Source organism: Amycolatopsis palatopharyngis, from assembly GCF_003385185.1.
GTDB lineage: Bacteria > Actinomycetota > Actinomycetes > Mycobacteriales > Pseudonocardiaceae > Amycolatopsis > Amycolatopsis palatopharyngis.
The window spans coordinates 45,477-65,417 of record NZ_PQHZ01000001.1 but is presented as its reverse complement, the minus strand read 5'-3'; the positions used below and the strand labels follow the sequence as shown (position 1 = coordinate 65,417).

Sequence of the window (19,941 nt, the reverse complement as noted above, 5' to 3'; positions counted from 1 at the left end):
ACCAGGTGGTGGATGAACACGGGGATGTTCAGCTGAGGTCGAGGGCGGCCCGGACGATGCTGTCGGTGTCGAGGCCGTGATGGCGGTAGACGTCCTCCAGCGAGCCGGACTGCCCGAACCGGGTCACACCGAGCGCTGTGGTGGCCACGCGGTTGATCGTGGCCAGGAAGGAGAGTGTGTGCGGGTGCCCGTCCAGGACGGTGACCAGCGGGGTGGCACGGTCGGCGGGGAAGACCTGGTCGAGGATCCAGGACGGCGCCTGTTCGTGGCCCTGCCGGGCCCGTACCGCGCGGTAGAGCAGGTCGGGGCTGGTCACGCAGACGACGTCGGCCGCCACCCCGATCCGCTCCAACCGGGAAGCGGCGGCGAGCGCCTCCGAGACGACAGCACCCATCGCGGCGATGGTCACCTTCGGGCTTTCGGTGTGGCGCAGCAGGTATGCGCCCGCGACGACCTGCCCGCGGCGGTGTTCGCGGGCGGCAGGGTCGGTGGGCACGACGGCCAGTGTCTGGTCGACCGGGCGGGTGGACAGCCGCAGGTAGGCCGACGAGCCGCCGGGTTTGCCCAGTTGCGCGAGACTCGCGAGCAGCGCCCATTCCGTGTCCAGGGCGAACGCGGGTTCGTAGGTGACACAGTCCGGTTGTTCCAACCCGATCGACGGGGTTTTGATCGACTGGTGCGCGCCGCCCTCCGGGGCCAGTGACACCCCGGAGGGGGTGCCGATGAGGATGGACTGCCCGCCCGCGTAGATCCCGTAGGACCACGGTTCCAGGGCCCGCTCGACGAACGGGTCGTAGAGCACGCCGATGGGCAGCAGCGGCTCGCCCCAGCGGCTCCAGGTGGCGCCGAGTTCGCCGATGAGGCTGACGAGGTTGACCTCGGCGATGCCGAGTTCGATGTGCTGGCCGGTCGGTTTCTCGCGCCAGTGCAGGATGGTCTCGGCGTCGTCGGCGAACCAGTCCTGCCGTTCGCGTGCCGACCACACGCCGACCTTGTTGACCCAACCGCCGAGGTTGGTGGTGGAGCTGACGTCGGGACTGACGGTGACGACGCGCCGGGCCGCGTCCGGCGCGTCCCTGGTGAGGTCGAGCAGTGCCCGCCCGAGCGCTGCCTGGGTGGTGGCGGTGCCTGCCGGAGTGCGGCCGAAGTCGGCGGGAATCGCCGGGGGAGTGGCGTTCGGGATCTCGGGACGGTGCAGGCGTTTCGCGGTCGCTTGGCAGAGTTCGTGTTCGGGACCGCCCTCGGGGAAGAGTTGCCACGGGTCGTCGAGGTCGGTGCCGACACGGTCGGCGAGCTCGCGCAGCTGCGGGTCGGTGAGGAGGGCGGAGTGGTTCTGCGGATGCCCCTTGGTGGCCAGGCCGTACCCCTTGACGGTGTAGGCGAAGATGACCGTGGGGCGGGTGTCGTCGATGGCGTCGAACGCGTCGTCGAGTGCGGCCAGGTCGTGACCACCGAGGTTGGCGATCGCCTCCACCAGGGTCGCGTCGTCGATGCCCCCGAGCAGGTCGGTGATCATCGCGGCTGCGGGGCCGTCCCCGGGAAGACGGTGGCGGAGTTCTTCGGCGTCGCAGCGCAGCAGCCGCTGGTACTCAGGGTTGGTCATGACGTCGATGCGCTGGCGCAGATCCGGGCCGCCTGGCCGGGTGAACAGCTCCTCCAGCAGGCGTCCGTACTTGAGTGGAATGACCTGCCAGCCCGCGGCGGCGAACATGCCCTGCAGTTTGTCCGCGGCGATGTTCGGGACGACCCGATCCAGCGATTGACGGTTGAGGTCGACGATCCAGACGACCTCACCGAGGTCGGCGACGCCGGGATCGAGCACGGCCTCCCAGACGGCGCCCTCGTCCAGTTCGGCGTCGCCGACCAGAGAGTACTGGCGACCGGTTCCGGCGCCGCCGAACGCGGTGTCGACGTAGCGGCGGGAGATCGCGCCCCAGATCGGCGCGGTGGCCCCGATTCCGACCGAGCCGGTGGAGTAGTCGGCCGGATCGGGATCCTTGGTGCGACTGGGGTAGCTCTGCAGCCCGCCGTACTCGCGCAGTCGTGGCAGATAGGACGCGTCGAGACGGCCGAGCAGATAGTTGATCGCGTGCATCACCGGCGAGGCGTGCGGCTTCACCGACACCCGGTCCTCGGCACGCAGGTGGTGGAACCACAGCGCGGTCATGATCGAGACCATCGACGCCGACGAGGCCTGATGCCCGCCCACCTTGAGACCAGAGGGATTGGGGCGTACCCGGTTGGCGTGGTGGATGATCGCGCTGGACAGCCACAGCACCCGGTCCTCCACGGCGTGTAGTACGTCGGTGGCGGGTGTGCCGGTGACAGGGTCGCTCATCGGGCCGTCCTCGATCCGGGGTGCAGGTTGCTCACAGTGAAGCAATCTGCTGGACTGATTCTCAACACCCCCGCCCGAAGTTGAGCATTCTGCGCAATCGTGGGCCTCGGATCGGTGAAGAGGTAAGCACAATGCCCGATGACGGAACCGTTGATGTGGTCGACGCGCGCATCCTGCTCGCGCTGGCCGAGCACCCGCGCGCGACCACCCTCGCGGTCGCCGACCGAGTCGGAGTCTCCCGCAACACCGTCCACTCCCGGCTCGGGCGACTGGAGAAGGATGCCCTCGATTCGTTCGAGCGCAGGATCTCGCCGGCCGCGCTGGGACACCCGCTGGCCGCGTTCATTACCGCACAGGTCACCCAGCGGTTGCTGGACGAAGTCGCCGCCGCTCTCGCCGACGTCCCCGAGGTGCTGCAGGTACAGGGCATTTCCGGGCCGGTCGACCTGATGATCCAGGTCGTCGCCCGTGACGCCGACGACCTCTACCGCATCGCAGGCCGCATTCTCGCCATCCCTGGGGTCGAACGCACCAACACCGCCCTGGTGATGCGCGAACTCGTGGACTACCGCATCACACCGTTGCTCCGGCAGACGGCCAAGACGAGCCCACCCGAACCACCTCGGTAGAGGGCCCGCAGCACAGGACTGGTCGCCGTCGCTGACGGCAACGGCGGGCGGCTCACTGTCGCACCCGCGTGACGCAGCCCGTCTCGAGGGCCATCCAGAACGCGCGATCGGGACCTTGGGGGCGTCGCCGTCGGCTCGGACGTATCGCAGCCGCGATTCCGCTGCCGGCGCGGCGGTTGGTCCATATAGGGGGTCTCTGACCGGACGACGACTTTTCTCGCCCGCGACTGTGATCATCGAGGGGGCGAATCTGGGGAGGGACGTCAAGAATGGCGGGGAACAGTCAGCCGCGTGACAAAAAGGGCCGATTCACTTCGAAAAAGGGCTTGGCGGCGGTTGCCACGGCCGGAGTGGTCGCCTTCGGCGCGACCACTGGTGGTGTCGGGGGTACGGCCGGTTCGCTGGGCAGCGGCACGAGCTCGAGCGTGGGCAAGAATCTGATGGCGCGCAAGGCCGACAGCAAGAGGTCGGCCCGCGCCGGGAGGCCCGAAGAGGCATGGAGTCGCCTGGGTATGCGCACCCTGAGAAAGACGGCCAGGGAGCACGCGGAATGTGTCAGCCATTCGTTCGGCGATGTGCGGCGGTTCCTCGTCCGCACCCGTTGTACATCCCTGAATCGGATGCTGTTCACGATTGGTGACGGAAAAGCCTCGGTGGTGGTTTCGGTGGCCTGGGTCGCCTTTCGTACTCGGGCGCAGACCAGACAGTTCCAGGACCTCATGGACGTGCACGCGACCGGGGACATCGCGCCGCTGGGTGGCGAACTCATCGGCGCGGCCGGCATCCAGTTCAGCGGGCACAACTACGACTCCCGGCTGGACCGGACCCGGACCGTGCTAACCGTCGCCGAGACCGAGACGCTGACGGGGGAGTTCAGCGCGGATGACCTCGACACGGTGGCCGAGATCGCCGCGCTTCTGCCACGGCCGTGAGCAGCCGGGGCCGTGTGGCGGCCCGCGGCTGCCAGCCGGACGGCAACGGTGAGATCCGCACCCCTCTGGGCTGCCGATCGGTCAGTCGAAATCGCTGTGGCGGATCCGGAAAACCTGCAGTCTCAGGTTGTAGTACTTGGTGGTCTCGCCGACCCAGCTCATCCCGATGCGTTTCGCGGTCGCGATAGCACGCTCATTGCTCGGCCGTGCCACCGCGAACAGCTCGTCGACGTCCTGGGTGAACGCCCAGCGAACGAGTGCGATACTCGATTCCGTGGCATAACCCTGCCCCCAGGCGTCGGCACGCAATTGCCAGCTCAGCTCGAGGTCTTCCTCGTAGGGTGGCAGCAGCCGAATCCCCAGACCGCCGATGACCTGTCCGTCGGTACGCCGTTCGATCGCCCACCGCCCGCGCGGCGGGAGCAGGTTCGGCTGCGCCTCGGCCCACGCCTGCAGCACTGAGCGCATCGCGGCGATATCGTGTACCTGGTGCATCGCAGGGGTGAGCCAGTGAGTGACCTGTGTGTCCCCGTAGACAGCGAACGCGGCTTCGGCATCGTCAGGCGTCCAGTCCCGCACACTGACACGATCGGTCTGCAGCAGTTCAGCCATATCGGACACGCTACGCGTCTATCGGTCAGGATCGAATCCCTCACCCGAGGCTCGTCTTTCCGGCGGCGGGGCCGCGCACGGAGTTACTCGCACGCTTCGTCAATGTTGCGGAGGCGATCGGCGTGAATTCATCCGGCGGTCATTCTCCCGGATGAGGATCGGCGGACCCGCTGGTGTCACCGAAGGGAACGTAGCTGTGCGCCTCCGTCGAATCGCGAGTGTTCTGGCCGTCGCAATATTCGCCCTGAGTGGGGTGATCGGTGCCGCTACGGCATCGGGATCATCTCCTGAACGCGACCTGACCGTTATGAGCTTCAACATCCATCACGGTGCCGGCGTCGACGGCCGCCTCGATCTCCGCCGGATCGCCGACGTGGTCAAGACCGCGCGCGTGGACGTCCTCGCACTGCAGGAGGTCGACCGGCACTGGTCGGAGCGCAGTGAGTTCGTCGATCAGGCCGCCTGGCTCGCCGACGCGTTGGACATGCACGCCGTCTACGGCGCGAACCTCGACCGCGACCCGGTCGAAGCGGGCCAGCCTCGACGGCAGTACGGCACCGCGATCCTCAGCGCCGTGCCGATCCTCGATTCCGAGAACATCTCGCTGCCGAAGTACGAGGGCCACGAGCAACGGGGCCTCCTGCGTGCGCGAATCGTCGTCCGGGGCACTGTCGCCCAGATCTACAACACGCACCTGCAGCACAACGACGCGGCCGAACGCCTCGAGCAGGCACAGGCGATCAAGCAGCTGATCGCGGAGCGAGACGAGCCCGCCATCTTGCTCGGCGACCTCAACGCCCTGCCGGACGCCCCCGAGATTCGCACGCTCCTCGAAGGGCTGGTGGACACCTGGGAAGCGGGTGGCAGTGGCGAGGGATGGACGTATCCCAGCCAGGCGCCGGACCGTCGTATCGACTACATCCTGACGTCAGCCGATATCGGTACGCGGTCTGCCACCGTCGTGACCAGTGACGGCTCCGACCACCTTCCGGTGCGCGCTGAGGTTCTGCTGCCCGGCGCGGGCGGCGGGCAGAGGTCCTGACCAGCCGCGCCAGGTCTCGCACTTTCCCGGGAAAGTGCGAGACCTGGCGCGGGGACGCGCTTTCCCGGGAAAACGCGGATGGTCAGCCGGACCGGCCGGAGATCACCGGCCTTCGCGGTAGAGCTGCGACAGGGCGGCGAACGGATCAGCTGCTCCGCCGTTGTCCACCGCGACGATTCTGCGGTTGAGGGCCAGCTCGGCGCCCGGCGCCAGCTCGGCTGGGAGTGCGCTCATCACCCAGTTTCCTGTCGCGAGGGCCACCAGACCGGACGGGTTCGCGTCGTAGATGAGGCCATAGGTCTGCGGATCGGTTCCGGTCATCCCGATCCACGGTTCGGTCGGTGTGTACTGCCGGGGGTTGCCGTACGACGTGGTGATCGTGCCGTGTCCGGCGATCCCGCTGCGTTGCCCGCCGCCGTCATGGTCGATGGCGTCACCGAGCCAGGCCGAGATCGTGTCGGTACCCGTGTTGCGGAAGACCGACTCGGCCATGACCCACGGCTTGTCCGGCTCGAGGGTGTAGGTCGTGGTCACGGTCAGTGCCGGAAAGTCGGTGGAGGACCCGCTCGCGCGAACCACAGCGCGCTGCGGGCCCTTCTCGACCACGCTGACACTGTCGTTGAGGACGGTGACCTGTTGCCAGGCCTCGGTGCCAGCGGGTTGCGCCGCCGAGGCGTAGGTCAGATTGATCCAGTCGAGCTGGTCGGCCTGCCCGCGGATCGCCATATCGAGGACCTTGCCGCGCGTGGTGCCCAGAAGTTGTCCGTCCTCGGTCACCGCCGCCACCGCCAGAGCCAGCGCCGCGTTCTCGATCACGATGTCCGAGGCGCTGGCCTGGGCCAGCGAGCCGGCGAGCCGCTTACCTGTTCCCGCCGCGGCGCCGGTGATCCGGGGTAGCGCGAACTCGATCCGCGACTGCTCTCCTGCCCGGGTCGTGACATTCCGCTTCGAGTTCTGGTAGCAACCCGCGGTCGCGATCACGTCGTACGTGCCTGGTTCTACGAGCAGCCGGTACTCGCCGTCCGCGTTGGTGGTGCGGCCGCTGACGACCCTGCCGTCCGTGGAACGCGCCTCAACCACGACGTTCGCCAGCGGCGCACCGTCTGTACCGTCGGTGACCCTGCCCGCGACCCCGTCACCCGCGTCGTCGATCCTGCGCGCTCCAGCGACTCCGTCGGCGACGGCGAACGACGCCAGGGTGAAGGCGGGCCCAGCAGGATCGCCCGGTGCGTTCACCACCCGGATGTCGGTACGCCACTCCTGGGGGGTCACCGTGCAGCGGGTGTAGCCGCGAAAATCCCCGTCGAAGAACTTCACGTGCGGGTTGACGTCGAGTGCCGCGGCCACACTGTCCCGCCAGCCGCACCCGGAACTGATCGATGTGCCGACGAACTCGGTGGCCAGGGTCTCCGACGCCGGGTTCGTGAAGTCGGCCTTGAGGTCGTTGACCCACGAAGAATGCCAGTCACCGGACACGACCACCACATTGGACGGACGTTTCGCGGAGATGAAATCGAACAGCCGGTCGCGGGCGGCGGCGTAGCCGTCCCACTGGTCGTGGTTGATGCTGACGCCGTCGCCGGTGTCGTAGTCGTAGAAGGCCATGATCGTCTGCTGGGCGACGACGTTCCACCGTGTCTTCGACCCGGCGAGCGTGTCGAACAGCCAGCGTTCCTGCTCCGGACCGGTCATCGTCTGAGCCGGGTCGAGCGCCCCCGGGTCGCGTGGCGCGATGAAGCGGCCCTCGGCCTGGTCGCTGCGGTACTGGCGAGTGTCCAGCACGGTGAGCGAGAGCAGGTCGCCGAAGGTCAGTGACCGGTGCAGTGCCATGTCCGCACTGGAGGGCCGGGCGCCGATGCGCAGCGGGAGATGCTCGTAGTAGGCCTGGAACGCGTTCGCCCGCAGTTCGAGGAAACTCGGGGTGGAGTCCTGGGGCACGTCGCCCGCCCAGTTGTTGTCCACCTCGTGGTCGTCGAAGGTCATGACGAACGGGAAGGCCTCGTGCGCGGCGCGAAGGTCCGGGGAGGACTTGTACCGGGCGTGCAGCACCCGGAAGTCGGCAAGCGAGCGGGTGCCGCCTCCCTCATAGATGTAGTCACCGACGTGGACGACGAAATCGAGGTCGTCGGCGGCCATGTGCCGATAGGCCGCGTACCTGCCACCGGTCCACGCCTGACACGACGCGAGGCCGAAGGTGATCTTGTCCACCCGAGCGCCCGCGGCGGGTGCGGTCCTGGTCCGCCCGACCGGGCTGACCGCGGAGCCGGCCTTGAAGCGGTAGAAGTACTCGCGGCCCGGCCGCAGCCCGGAGACCTCGGGATGCACGCTGTGCCCCAGTTCGGGGGTGGCTTCGACGGCCCCGCGCCGGACGATCCGATCGAACCGTTCGTCCTCGGCGACCTCGAACCGCACCGCGAACGGCTCGGCAGGCATACCTCCGCTGCCGTCGGCGGCCAGTGGGTCCGGTGCCAGCCGTGTCCACAGCACGACCCCGTCCGGAAGCGGGTCCCCGGAGGCCACGCCGAGTGTGAACAACTCACCGAGAGCCGGGGGCACCGCGCGGGCGCTGCCGCTGTGCATCGCACCGGTGCCCACCAGGAGCGCGGCCGCGCTCACTCCACCGAGTTCCAGAAAGCGTCTGCGACCGAACTGGCTACCGGTGTCTCCACTGACTGCGGGCATCGCATCCTCCACGACCGTAATGTCCAATGTCAGGAGGTGACCATGCCTTGGCGAGGCATCCGCAGGATGTCACTGGATCCACCAACGGGTGAACCCACTATCCGGTGTTCCGTTTCGGTGCCAGGGAGGCGACTGCGCGAGGCCGATCACGGAACCTCACCGATCTGTACGGTGGTTTCCCCCCGGCAGGTCGTCGACATGGCGGCCGAGCAGATCGCCCGCGTTCACGATGTGGTTGCGCATTGCCTCCCGGGCCGCCTCAGGGTCGCGGGCCTTCAGCGCCTCCAGGATCGGCCAGTGATCGTTCACAGAGGACTGTGCCCAGCCGCCGATCCGATGGTAGAAGCGGCTCGGTGCATAGCGGACTGACTGGGCGAGGAACCAGCTGAGCTTGGGGGAGTCTCCCGCGCGGTTGAGGGTGCGGTGGAAATGACGGTTCAGCCGCTCCACGTCCTCCACACGTTGTTCTTCCAGGGCCTGGGCGAGTTCGTGCTGGGTCTGATCGAGCTCCGCGAGTTCGTCGTCGGTCAGGTTCTTCGTCGCACGCGCGACGAGTTCGCCCTCGAGTTGGGCCTGCACCCAGAAGAGGTCCCGGACGTCCGCCGCGGTCAGTTCCGCGACCATGAATCCACGCCGTGGCTCCAGCCGGAGAACACCCTCGCCGTGCAGGGCCAGCAGTCCTTCGCGAACCGGGGTGACACTGATGCCGAGTTCGTCGGCGATCTTGTCGATGCGCACGAATTCCGAGGGGCGCAGCTGGCCCGACATGATCAACTCCCGCACGTACTTCGCGGCTTCGTCACTGAGACGGGTGCGAGACAAACGAGGCGAACTTCGCCCGTCGCGGTTGCCGGACGTCGTGCTCGAAGGCTGACTCATGCTGCTGAACCTTACTACTCACTGTGAACCCGACCGGCCCTTACGGCAGGGGTGCGGCGCCCGCCAGCGCCTGGGCTCGGTGGGTGACGACCTTCACGTATCGTACCCGCTCATGCATAATATATTTTGTTTACATGATGCATGGACGCGTACTCGAACGACGAGGTTGGAGTTCACATGCCGATGACCGCCGCCGAAGCCGTGCACTGGCAGGTCGGCAGCGACCAGGTCGCCACCATCCGGTTGGACCGTCCTGAGGTGCGCAACGCGCTGGACGAACAGGCCTGGCACGAGCTGCTCGATGCCGTGCGCGCGGTGGGCCGGGAAGACGTCAGGGCGGTGGTGCTCACCGGTGGAGACAGTTTCTTCTCCGCGGGCGGGGACGTGCGCTCGATGCCGGGCCCGGAATCTCACCTGATGGCACCGGCGCAGCGGCTCGCGGCCGGGCACGAGGTGATCCGCGGGCTCGTCGCCATGAACGCCCCGGTGATCGCCGCCGTCGAGCGGTACGCACTCGGCGCCGCCTGGGGCCTCGTACTCGCGTGCGATCTGGTGGTGGCTGGCAGGGCGGCGTTCTTTCAGTCGCCCTTCGCCCTGCGCGGCCTGGTGGCGGACGCCGGTATCGCCTGGCAGCTGCCGAAAGCACTCGGCCACCAGCGCGCCATGCGATACCTCCTGCTGGCCGAACGCCTGCCTGCGCCGGAGGCGCTGGAACTCGGCCTGGTCAGCCATCTCGTCCCCGACGGCGAGGCGACGAGCAGTGCGCTGGAGATCGCGGCCCGGCTCGCGCTCGGCCCTGGGGAGAGCAACGCCCTGACCAAATCGCTCGCCCACCGCGGGCAGGGCACCGAACTCACCGGCTTCCTGCGGGAAGAACTCGTGGCGGTCGCCCTGGCCGGACACGGCCGTGACGCCGCGGAAGGCCGCGCCGCCTTCGTCGAGAAGAGGAATCCCGATTTCACATGAGCGATACCCGGTTCGACACCCCGCTGGACGGCCTGCGCGTCGTGGAGAGCGCCACCTTTGTGGCAGGACCGTCCGGCGGTATGGCCCTGGCGCAACTCGGCGCCGAGGTGATCCGCGTCGACCTGCCCGGCGGTGGCAGTGACTACCAGCGCTGGCCGGTCGATCCCCGGGGGGCGAGCCTGTACTGGGCGAACCTCAACAAGGGCAAGCGCTCGGTCACCATCGACTTCCGGACTCCAGCAGGGCGCGAACTCCTGACGGAGCTGGTGACGGCCCCCGGCCCGGAGTCCGGGATCTTCCTCGACAACATGGTCGGGCGTGCCCGGCTGCACTACGAGGACCTGAGGTCGCGCCGGGCGGACATGATCCACGTCCACGTGCAGGGCCACGCCGACGGCAGCCCGGCCGTCGACTACACCGTCAACGCCGGTGTCGGCATACCCGACATGACCGGACCGGAGAACGCGGGCGCCCCGGTGAACCAGGTCCTGCCCGCATGGGATCTGCTCACCGGCATGACCGCGGCGACCGGTGTGCTGGCCGCCGTGCACCGGCGCGACGTCACCGGGGAGGGATCGCGCATCGACCTCGCCCTCGCCGACGTCGCGTTGTCCGCGGTGGGCAGCCTTGGCTGGCTCGCGGAGGCGGAACTCGCGGGCGCCGCCCGCCCCAGGCACGGCAATCACGTGTACGGCAGCTTCGGCGTCGATTTCTCCACATCGGACGGATGCAGGGTGATGGTCGTCGCCCTCACCGAGGGGCAGTGGCACGCACTGTGCCGGGTGACCGGCACCTCACGCGTGTTCGAGGCACTCGAGACGTCGTTGGACGTCGACCTGAACAACGAGGCGGACCGCTATCGGCTCAGGGAGACCATCGCGGCGATCCTTCGTCCCTGGTTCGCCGGACGCCCGTTGCATGAGGTCAGTCAGGAGCTCGACAGGGCACGGGTCCTGTGGGGGCCGTACCGGAGCATGCTCGACGCCGTGCACCTCGCCCGCGAGGACGGGGACTCGGTCGTCGCCGAAGTCGACCAGCCCGGAGTCGGTGCCATGCTGGCTTCGGCGAACCCGCTGCGGTGGGAAGAGTCCGTCGGCCGTCCCAGTCCCGCGCCGACGCTCGGAGCGGACACCGAGACGGTCCTGTCCGGGGTACTCGGCCTGTCACAGGTCGAGATCGGCCGCCTGCACGACGGAGGAGTCGTGCGGGCGAACTCGGGGAGGCAACACCCATGATCGGACTCGCCGAACAACTGGACCTGGCCAGGACAGCGCTGTTCGTCCCGGGTAACCGCCCGGAACGTTTCCCCAAGGCCTCGGCGTCGGGTGCCCACCTGGTCGTGCTCGACCTCGAGGACGCGGTGCCCGCCGCCGAGAAGCAGGCGGCCCGCGACCATGTCGCGCGCTGGCTCGCCGAGGGAAACACCTGTGCTGTCCGGGTCAACGCCGCCGGCACGCGCTGGTACGCCGAGGACGTCGCCGCCGTGTCCGCTCACGAGTGTGTTGTGCTGGTACCCAAGGCGGAGCACCCGGAGGCACTACGGGACCTCGCGGCCTCGCTCGCGACCTCCTCTCGTCTGCTGGCGCTGGTGGAGACGGCGCACGGTGTCCTGCGGGCCCCGGAGATCGCCGCGGTCGACGGGGTGGCGCGGCTGGTGTTCGGCAGCTTCGACCTCGCCGCGCAACTGGGCGTGTCTCCCGACGACCGGCTCGCCATGGCCCCTGCCCGCGGCGCGCTCGTGCTCGCCTCCGCGGCGGCAGGCATCGCACCACCGATGGACGGCGTGACCGCGGCGGTGGACGACCTGGCACGGGTTCGCGACGACGCCGAGCACGGCAGAAGACTCGGCTTCTCCGGAAAGTTGTGCATCCATCCACGACAGGTATCCACTGTGGACGAGGCGATGCGACCGGAGGACGCCGAGATCGCCTGGGCGACGAGCATTCTCGAATCGGCAGGCGATGACGGTGTGAGTGTCGTGAACGGGCAGATGATCGATCGACCGGTCGTGGAGCGGGCGCGACGAATCCTGAGAAGTGGAAGTGAGGTGACAATCCGGTGAGCGAACTCAACGAGGACGAACGCGAGATCGTCGCGATGGTGAGCGATTTCGTGGACCGGCGCGTGCGGCCGCGGGTACGGGAGTTCGAAGCGGTGGACGCCTACCCCGAGGAGTTCATCGAGGAGATGAAGAAACTCGGCTTCTTCGGCCTGCTGGTGCCCGCCGAGCACGGTGGTGTCGATGTGAGCACCGCCTGCTTCGCCAGGGTCACCGAGGAACTGGCACGCGGGTGGATGAGCCTCGCCGGCGCCATCGGCGGACACTCCGTGGTCACGTATCTGATCAAGACCTTCGGCACTCCTGAGCAACAGGACACCTACCTGCCGTCGATGGCGCGGGGCACGGTGCGGGCGACGATGGCGCTGACCGAACCAGGCGGCGGCAGTGACCTGCAGGCGATGCGCACGTTCACCGTCGCCGACGGCGACGACCTGGTGATCAACGGATCGAAGACCTGGATCTCGAACGCGCGTCACTCTGATCTGATCGCCCTGTTGTGCAGGACGGATCGCGACGCATCACCCGCACACCAGGGGATGAGCGTGCTGCTCGTCGAACCGGGGGACGGGCTGGAGGTGTCGAAGAACCTCCCCAAGCTCGGCTACCGTGGTGTCGAGGCCTGCGAGTTGGCCTTCACCGACATGCGGGTGCCCGCCACCTCCGTCCTCGGCGGGGCCGCCGGTGACGGTTGGGCCCAGATGATGCGAGGTCTGGAGGTCGGGCGTATCCAGGTGGCCGCGCGGGCGGTGGGTGTGGCCCAGGCCGCCTTCGCCGACGCGCTGCGGTACGCCCAGGAACGGGAGTCGTTCGGCAAACCGATCTGGAAGCACCAGTCGGTCGGCAACCTGCTCGCCGACATGGCGACGAAGGTGAAGGCATCCCGCCTGCTGACCCTCGACGCGGCGCGACGCGTGGACGAAGGTGTGCGCGCCGATCTCGAGGCGGGTATGGCCAAGTTGTTCTCCTCGGAGGCGGCCATGCAGGTGGCGCTCGATGCGATGCGTGTGCACGGTGGCCACGGTTTCTCGAAGGAGTTCGAGGTGGAACGGTACTTCCGCGATGCCCCGCTGATGATCCTCGGCGAAGGCACCAACGAGATCCAGCGGAACGTGATCGCCGCGCAGCTCATCGCCCGGGACAAGACCAACGGAGGTATCTGAGGACATGGCACTGCTGGACGGAAAGACGGTGGTCATCACCGGAGGCGCACAGGGGATCGGCTTCGCGATCGCGGAGGCGTCGGTCGCCGAGGGGGCCCGCGTGGTCATCGGTGACCTCGACCTGGACAACGCGCGCGACGCCGCCGGAAAACTCGGCGGTGACGAGGTCGCCACCGCGGTGCGCTGCGACGTCGTCAATGCCGGCGACGTGGACCGGATGCTGCGAAGTGCCGTGGACACCTTCGGATCGCTCGACGTCGTGGTGAACAACGCCGGAATCACCAGGGACGCGACCATGCGGAAGATGACCGAGGAGCAGTTCGACCAGGTCATCGGTGTGCATCTCAAAGGCTGCTGGAACGGCACCCGGTGTGCGGCGGCGATCATGCGCGAACAGAAGTCGGGCTCCATCGTCAACATCTCCTCACTGTCCGGAAAGGTCGGCATGGTCGGGCAGACCAACTACTCCGCGGCGAAGGCGGGAATCGTCGGACTGACCAAAGCGGCAGCCAAGGAGATGGCTCATCACGGTGTGCGGGTCAACGCCGTCCAACCCGGACTCATCCGGTCCGCGATGACCGAGGCCATGCCGCAGAAGGCGTGGGACCAGAAGATGAACGAGATCCCCATGCAGCGGGCGGGGGAGCCGGGGGAAGTAGCGTCGGTGGTGTTGTTCTACGCCTCGGAGTTGTCCTCGTACATGACGGGGACGGTCGCCGAGGTCACCGGCGGAAGGTTCATGTAGCTCCGATGATCTGGAAGCCGCACACCCTCGTCACCGAAGAGGTGGTCGAGCCCGGGCCTGTGGAGATGTTGTCTGCCCTCTTCGACGACGGCATCTCCGCGGTGCCACCCGGCGGCGACCTGCCACCGTTGTGGCACTGGGTCGCCCTGCCGCGCTGGCCTGCCTCCACCGAGACCGGGAGCGACGGGCACCCGCGCCGAGGCACTTTCCTGCCACCTGTGGCCCTGCCTCGGCGCATGTTCGCGGGCGGAACCGCACATCTGCACCGGCCCATCGCGGTCGGCGCCGTGGTTCGCCGCGAGGCGTGCGTGGCGTCGGTCAGCGAGAAAACCGGACGCTCGGGCTCGCTGGTGATCGTGGTGGTCGAGACGTCGTTCTCCGACTCCCGCGGCAGGCTCGTGCTCGAGGAGCGACAGGACATCATCTACCGGGAAGCGGCGCCGCCCGCCGCGGCGCGCGATCACGACGAGTCCCGGTTGTCCGCCGCAGGCTTCACACCCGCCGGTAGTCCGCTCGCCCAGGTGCGGGACTGGACGTGGAACTTCACCACCGATCCCACATTGCTCATGCGGTTCAGCGCGGCCACCGCGAACCTGCACCGGATCCACTACGACTGGCCGTACGCGACCACGATCGAGGGCTATCCGGGCCTCGTGGTGCACGGCCCGCTGATGACCCTCGCGCTCGCCGAGATGGTGCGCCTCGAACGTCCGGCGGACCGGGTCGAGCGGCTGAGCCACCGCAACCTGGCCCCCTTGTTCTGCGGGCAGCCCGCGCGGCTGCGCCGCACGGCAGAAAACGATGACGAATCCCTCGAACTCGGAGTGTTCGAGAGTTCCGTCGCGGACCCCGCTGCGGGTACTGCTCGCAGCAGCATGAACGTCTCCTTCGCCCGTAACGAGAAAGGCAGCAGCCATGCGTGACGCAGTGATCTGCGAACCCGTACGCACCCCCGTCGGCCGGTACGGCGGCATGTTCAAGAACGTCACCGCCGTCGAACTCGGCGTCACCGCGCTCAACGGACTGATCGAGCGAACGGGGATCGACCCGGATTCCATCGAGGACGTGATTCTCGGTCACTGCAACGGCAACAGCGAGGCTCCCGCCATCGGCAGGGTGGTGGCGCTGGACGCGGGCCTGCCTGTAACGGTGGGGGGCCAGCACCTCGACCGGCGGTGTGGTTCGGGCCTGCAGTCGGTGATCAACGCCGTCATGGCCGTGCAGACCGGGGCCAACGATGTCGTCGTCGCGGGCGGTACCGAGAGCATGAGCAACGCGGCCTTCTACTCCGTGGACATGCGCTGGGGCGGGGCCAGGACCGGCGTGCAGGTCCACGACGGCCTCGTCCGGGCCCGCAGCACGGCGGGCGGAAGGCTCCACCCGGTGCCGGGCGGGATGCTCGAGACCGCGGAGAATCTGCGCCGTGCCTACTCGATTCCTCGTGATGAGCAGGACCGGCTGGCGGTGACCTCGCACCAGCGCGCGGTCGCGGCCCAGCGGTCCGGAGTGTTCGCCGAGGAGATCATTCCGACCACGGTGAGCGGCCGGGGCGGCGACAGTGTCATCGACACCGACGAGCACCCGCGCGCGGACGCCTCGATGGAGACACTGGGCAAGCTCAAGCCGGTACTGGGCTCCCAGGACCCGGATGCCACGGTGACGGCGGGCAACGCCAGCGGACAGAACGACGCCGCCGCCCTGTGCATCGTCACCACCCCGGAACACGCCGAGCGCGCCGGCCTGCGCCCGCTGGCCCGGCTCGTGTCCTGGGGGGTGGCCGGAGTGCCGCCGAAGATCATGGGCATCGGCCCGGTCCCCGCCACGGAGAAGGCGCTGGGCAGGGCGGGCCTCACGATGGCCGATATGGACCTGATCGAGCTCAACGAGGCGTTCGCCGCACAGGCGCTCGCCGTGATGCGCGACTGGAAGTTCACCGAAGCCGACCTCGAGCGCACCAATGTGCACGGTTCCGGCATCTCACTCGGGCATCCCGTCGGCGCAACCGGCACCAGGATGCTCGGCACGCTCGCCCGTGAGCTGACCCGCCGCGAGGGCCGCTACGGACTCACCACCATGTGCATCGGCGGCGGCCAGGGCCTCGCCGCAGTCTGGGAGCGTGTCGCATGAGCCTGTGTGCGACCGAAGGACTGACCGAGATCCAGCAGGACATCCTCAAGACCGTCCGCGCGTTCGTCGACGAGAAGATCATTCCGGTGGCGACGGAACTCGAGCACGCGGACGAGTACCCGACCGAGATCGTCGAAGGAATGCGCGAACTCGGGCTGTTCGGCCTGACGATTCCCGAGGAGTACGGCGGGCTCGGCGAGTCGCTGCTGACCTACGCGCTCGTCGTCGAGGAGATCGCCCGAGGCTGGATGAGCGTCTCGGGCATCGTCAACACCCACTTCATCGTGGCGTACATGCTGATGCGTCACGGCACCGAGGCCCAGAAGGAGTATTACCTGCCGCGCATGGCGACCGGTGAGATCCGGGGCGCCTTCTCCATGTCCGAACCGGGCTGCGGCTCGGACGTGTCGGCGATCAGGACGAAGGCCACCCCGCGTGGCGACGGTTATGTGATCAACGGCCAGAAGATGTGGCTCACCAACGGCGCCTCCTCCACTTTGGTCGCCGCGCTGGTCAAGACCGAGACCGGGGACGACTCGGTGTATCGGAACATGACCACGTTCCTCGTGGAGAAACCGGCGGGCTTCGGTGAGGTGCGGCCGGGACTCACCGTGCCGGGCAAGATCGAGAAGATGGGCTACAAGGGCGTCGACACCACCGAGTTGGTCTTCGACGACTTCGAGATCGGCGCGGACCAGGTGCTCGGTGGCGAGCCCGGCCGCGGTTTCTACCAGATGATGGACGGGGTGGAGGTCGGTCGTGTCAACGTCGCAGCCCGCGGTTGTGGCGTCGCCTGGCGGGCGTTCGAGCTCGGGGTGCGGTACGCCCAGCAACGGGAGACGTTCGGCAAGCGGATCGCCGATCACCAGGCGGTGTTGTTCCGCATCGCCGAGATGGGCAGCAAGGTCGAGGCGGCGCACCAGATGATGGTGCGGGCCGCTCGTACCAAGGACTCCGGACTGCGCAACGATCTCGAGGCGGGGATGGCGAAGTACCTCGCGTCGGAGTACTGCGCTCAGGTCGTCGAGGACTCGTTCCGGATCCACGGTGGCTACGGGTACTCGAAGGAGTACGAGATCGAACGGCTCTACCGGGAAGCGCCGATGTTGCTCATCGGCGAGGGCACCGCCGACATCCAGCGCATGATCATCGGCAGGCGGCTGCTCGAGGAGCACCCGCTGCGCTGATCTGCCTGCCCGGGCCCGGCGTCGACATGGAGTACATGGAGTACGTCGACGCCGGGCCCGAGCCGGCTACTGCACGACGTGCCTGCGCCGCAGTTCATCGACCTCGTCGGCGGGCAGGCCGAGTTCGGCGAGCACCGACCCGGTGTGTTGTCCGAGCGCGGGTACCTCGTCCATCCGCAGCTCCACGTCCCGGTACGTCATCGGCGGCAGCACCGCCCTGATCGGCCCAGCCGAGGTCGACACCTCACGCCAGCGGTCGCGCGACGACAACTGGGGATGGTCGATCAGGCCGGCCATGTCGTTGAGCTGTGCCGCCGGGATCCCGGCCTCGGCCAGGCGCTGCCCGAGTTCCTCTGTGGACCAGGTGCTGGTGTGGTCGGCCACCGCCGAGTCGCATTCCGCGCGGTGCGCGACGCGCAGCACGTTGGTCTGGAACCGTGGATCGTCGGCGAGCTCGGGATGCTCGAAGACCTCCGTGACGAGCCTGCGCCAACCCCGATCGTTCTGCACCCCGATGAGTATCTGCCCGTCCTTGGTGGGGTACGCGTCGTACGGCGCGATCGAGGCGTGGCTCAGGCCCATTCGCGGAATCTGTTGCTCCGCATACATTCGCATGTACATGGGATGGCCGAGCCATTCCACTGTGGCGTCGAACATCGAGACGTCGATGGTCGCCCCGTGTCCGGTCCGCTCCCGGCGGAACAGCGCACCGAGGACCGAGTTGCACGCGTAGAGCCCGGCGGCGATGTCGGCGCTCGGGACACCGGTCTTCGTGGCCGTTTCCGGGGTTCCGGTGACGGAGATGAGCCCGGTCTCGGCCTGGATCAGCATGTCGTAGGCCTTGCGGTCGCGCATCGGGCCGTGGCTGCCGTATCCGGAGATGTTCACGACGACCAGTCCGGGGTGCTCGGCGCGTAACTCCGCGCTGTCGAGCCCGAGGCGCCCGGCCGCGCCAGGGGCGGCGTTCTGCACGAAGACGTCGGCCTTGCCGAGCAGCGACCGGACGAGGGCCAGTCCCTCCGCCGACTTGAGGTCGACGCAGACCGATTCCTTGGAGCGGTTGAGCCAGACGAAATGCGAGGCGAGGCCGTTGACGGCGCCGTCGTAGTCGCGGGCGAAGTCGCCCTCGCCGATGCGCTCGATCTTGATGACGCGGGCACCGAGATCGGCGAGGTGACGGGTGGCGAGCGGAGCGGCGACGGCCTGCTCCAGCGCCACCACGAGAACACCCTCGAGCGGTAGTTCGCCGGTGTCCTCCGCCTGCGCTCCCGCGTTCACCGAGCCGCCTTCCGTGCCGCCTTGACCAGTCCGTTGCCGATGATCAGCCGCTGGATCTCGCTGGTGCCCTCGTACAGGCGGAGCAGCCGCACCTCACGGTAGATCCGCTCGACCGGCACCTCGCGCATGTATCCGGTGCCGCCATGGATCTGCACGGCGAGGTCGGCGACCTTACCTGCCATCTCCGTGCAGTACAGCTTGGCGACCGAAGGAGCGATCCGGCGGTCCTCCCCTGAGTGGTATTGCCGTGCGGTGTCGCGCACCAGGGAACGTCCGGCCATCACCCCGGTCTGCTGGTCGGCGAGCATCGCCTGGACGAGCTGGAACTCCCCGATGGGGGTCCCGCCCTGCGTGGCGGCGGCCGCGTAGGCCACGGACTCGTCCAGAGCCCGTTGCGCCGCGCCGACCGCGAGTGCGGCGATGTGCACGCGCCCCCGCGCCAGCGAGCTCATCGCGGCTCGGTAACCCACCTGCTCGTCGCCGCCGACCAGCGCGGTGGCGGGCACCCGTACGTCGTCGAAGTGCACCGGGGCGGTCCAGGCACCCTCCTGTCCCATCTTGCGGTCCTTGATGCCGACTCCGACGCCGGGGGAGTCCGCCGGAACGAGGAACACGGCGATGCCCGCCCCGTTCTGCTCCGCCTGCCCGGTGCGCGCGAAGACGATGAAGAGATCGGCGATCGGGGCGTTGGTGATGAAGCGTTTTTCCCCGCTGATGACCCAGTCCTCGCCATCCCGGACGGCCTTGGTCCGCAGTCCGGAAGGATCGGATCCCGCGCCGGACTCGGTGAGGGCGAACGAGGCCACGACATCACCGGAGGCGAGCCGCTCGAGCCACTCGGCCTTCTGCTCGTCGGTGCCGAAGTTGACCAGCACCTGCCCGGCGATGCCGTTGTTGGTCCCGAACATCGAGCGCAGGGACAGCGATGTGTAGCCCAGCTCCATCGCCAGCTCGACATCCTGGGTGAGGTCGAGCCCGAGGCCACCCCACTCCTGGGGGATGGCGTAGCCGAACAGGCCCATCGCCGCGGCCGTGTTCCGGAGATCGTCCGGAATGGCGTCGAGGTCCATGATCTCCGTCTCGCGCGGCATCACCCGGTCCCGGACGAAGCTGCGGACCTGGATCCGGATGTCGTCGAAATCGGCAGCGGTCACCTGCGTAGCAACTGTCATATCTGGATTCTGTGGCCGTCGTTTGTGCGCGTCCAATACTTAATCAGCGGTGGATCATTACCCGTGAGAGATAAGTGTGTCTCGATCATGACTCGGACTGGAGGCAAAGCGGGGTAGTTGATCGCAGCGC

Annotated in this window: 17 protein-coding genes; 11 read left to right on the top strand and 6 right to left on the bottom strand. The window is 68.1% G+C overall.

Annotation, left to right across the window (positions count from 1 at the left end; translation table 11 throughout):
- Positions 1-28: 28 nt before the first annotated feature.
- A complete protein-coding gene (locus D0C15_RS00295) occupies positions 29-2,338 on the bottom strand; it encodes a transketolase-like TK C-terminal-containing protein (RefSeq protein WP_116040379.1) in 2,310 nt (769 codons plus the stop codon).
- A 131-nt stretch (positions 2,339-2,469) separates the two neighbouring features.
- Here D0C15_RS00295 and D0C15_RS00290 point away from each other — a divergent pair, with 131 nt between their 5' ends.
- Together D0C15_RS00290 and D0C15_RS33880 are read left to right on the top strand one after the other, a co-directional pair.
- A complete protein-coding gene (locus tag D0C15_RS00290) occupies positions 2,470-2,967 on the top strand; it encodes an Lrp/AsnC family transcriptional regulator (protein WP_116040378.1) in 498 nt (165 codons plus the stop codon).
- Positions 2,968-3,479: 512 nt separating this feature from the next.
- Complete coding sequence (locus tag D0C15_RS33880; protein WP_162829856.1) at positions 3,480-3,899, top strand: hypothetical protein; 420 nt, start codon at positions 3,480-3,482, stop codon at positions 3,897-3,899.
- Between the two features lie 81 nt (positions 3,900-3,980).
- Here D0C15_RS33880 and D0C15_RS00280 read toward each other — a convergent pair whose 3' ends face one another.
- The gene (locus D0C15_RS00280; protein WP_116040376.1) at positions 3,981-4,511 is read right to left on the bottom strand and encodes a GNAT family N-acetyltransferase; all 531 of its coding nucleotides are present in this window, start codon (positions 4,509-4,511) and stop codon (positions 3,981-3,983) included.
- A gap of 151 nt (positions 4,512-4,662) precedes the next feature.
- Between D0C15_RS00280 and D0C15_RS00275 the strand changes: the two genes are divergently transcribed.
- Positions 4,663-5,553, top strand: a complete 891-nt coding sequence (locus D0C15_RS00275; protein ID WP_116040375.1) for an endonuclease/exonuclease/phosphatase family protein — start codon at positions 4,663-4,665, stop codon at positions 5,551-5,553.
- Positions 5,554-5,655: 102 nt separating this feature from the next.
- Here D0C15_RS00275 and D0C15_RS33875 read toward each other — a convergent pair whose 3' ends face one another.
- Entirely contained in the window at positions 5,656-8,235 is a 2,580-nt protein-coding gene (locus D0C15_RS33875) for an alkaline phosphatase D family protein (RefSeq protein ID WP_162829855.1), read from the bottom strand.
- Between the two features lie 156 nt (positions 8,236-8,391).
- Positions 8,392-9,114 carry a GntR family transcriptional regulator gene (locus D0C15_RS00265; RefSeq protein WP_116040374.1) on the bottom strand — a complete coding sequence of 241 codons (723 nt, stop codon included), beginning with the start codon at positions 9,112-9,114 and terminating at the stop codon, positions 8,392-8,394.
- A 177-nt stretch (positions 9,115-9,291) separates the two neighbouring features.
- Between D0C15_RS00265 and D0C15_RS00260 the strand changes: the two genes are divergently transcribed.
- The 8 genes from D0C15_RS00260 to D0C15_RS00225 are packed head-to-tail and all read left to right on the top strand — an operon-like array spanning position 9,292 to position 17,361.
- Positions 9,292-10,080 carry an enoyl-CoA hydratase/isomerase family protein gene (locus D0C15_RS00260; protein WP_162829854.1) on the top strand — a complete coding sequence of 263 codons (789 nt, stop codon included), beginning with the start codon at positions 9,292-9,294 and terminating at the stop codon, positions 10,078-10,080.
- Entirely contained in the window at positions 10,077-11,315 is a 1,239-nt protein-coding gene (locus tag D0C15_RS00255) for a CoA transferase (protein WP_116040372.1), read from the top strand. Before D0C15_RS00260 ends, D0C15_RS00255 begins: the two co-directional genes overlap by 4 nt.
- Positions 11,312-12,142, top strand: coding sequence for an HpcH/HpaI aldolase/citrate lyase family protein (locus tag D0C15_RS00250; RefSeq protein ID WP_116040371.1), 831 nt, complete (start codon positions 11,312-11,314; stop codon positions 12,140-12,142). Before D0C15_RS00255 ends, D0C15_RS00250 begins: the two co-directional genes overlap by 4 nt.
- On the top strand, positions 12,139-13,302 hold the full coding sequence (locus D0C15_RS00245; protein ID WP_116040370.1) for an acyl-CoA dehydrogenase family protein: 1,164 nt from the start codon (positions 12,139-12,141) through the stop codon (positions 13,300-13,302). Before D0C15_RS00250 ends, D0C15_RS00245 begins: the two co-directional genes overlap by 4 nt.
- 4 nt (positions 13,303-13,306) lie before the next feature.
- Positions 13,307-14,047, top strand: a complete 741-nt coding sequence (fabG, locus tag D0C15_RS00240) for a 3-oxoacyl-ACP reductase FabG (protein WP_116040369.1) — start codon at positions 13,307-13,309, stop codon at positions 14,045-14,047.
- Positions 14,048-14,052: 5 nt separating this feature from the next.
- A complete protein-coding gene (locus D0C15_RS00235; RefSeq protein ID WP_116040368.1) occupies positions 14,053-14,970 on the top strand; it encodes an HTD2 family dehydratase in 918 nt (305 codons plus the stop codon).
- Positions 14,963-16,174 carry an acetyl-CoA C-acetyltransferase gene (locus D0C15_RS00230; protein WP_116040367.1) on the top strand — a complete coding sequence of 404 codons (1,212 nt, stop codon included), beginning with the start codon at positions 14,963-14,965 and terminating at the stop codon, positions 16,172-16,174. Before D0C15_RS00235 ends, D0C15_RS00230 begins: the two co-directional genes overlap by 8 nt.
- Complete coding sequence (locus D0C15_RS00225; RefSeq protein ID WP_116040366.1) at positions 16,171-17,361, top strand: acyl-CoA dehydrogenase family protein; 1,191 nt, start codon at positions 16,171-16,173, stop codon at positions 17,359-17,361. Before D0C15_RS00230 ends, D0C15_RS00225 begins: the two co-directional genes overlap by 4 nt.
- 66 nt (positions 17,362-17,427) lie before the next feature.
- Here the strand turns inward: D0C15_RS00225 and D0C15_RS00220 are convergent, their stop codons facing one another.
- Together D0C15_RS00220 and D0C15_RS00215 are read right to left on the bottom strand one after the other, a co-directional pair.
- Positions 17,428-18,639 (bottom strand): CaiB/BaiF CoA transferase family protein, encoded by a 1,212-nt coding sequence (locus D0C15_RS00220; RefSeq protein ID WP_116040365.1) that lies wholly within the window; start codon positions 18,637-18,639, stop codon positions 17,428-17,430.
- Positions 18,636-19,811, bottom strand: coding sequence for an acyl-CoA dehydrogenase family protein (locus D0C15_RS00215; protein WP_116040364.1), 1,176 nt, complete (start codon positions 19,809-19,811; stop codon positions 18,636-18,638). The genes D0C15_RS00220 and D0C15_RS00215 overlap by 4 nt, the downstream gene beginning before the upstream one ends.
- Between the last annotated feature and the right edge of the window lie 130 nt (positions 19,812-19,941).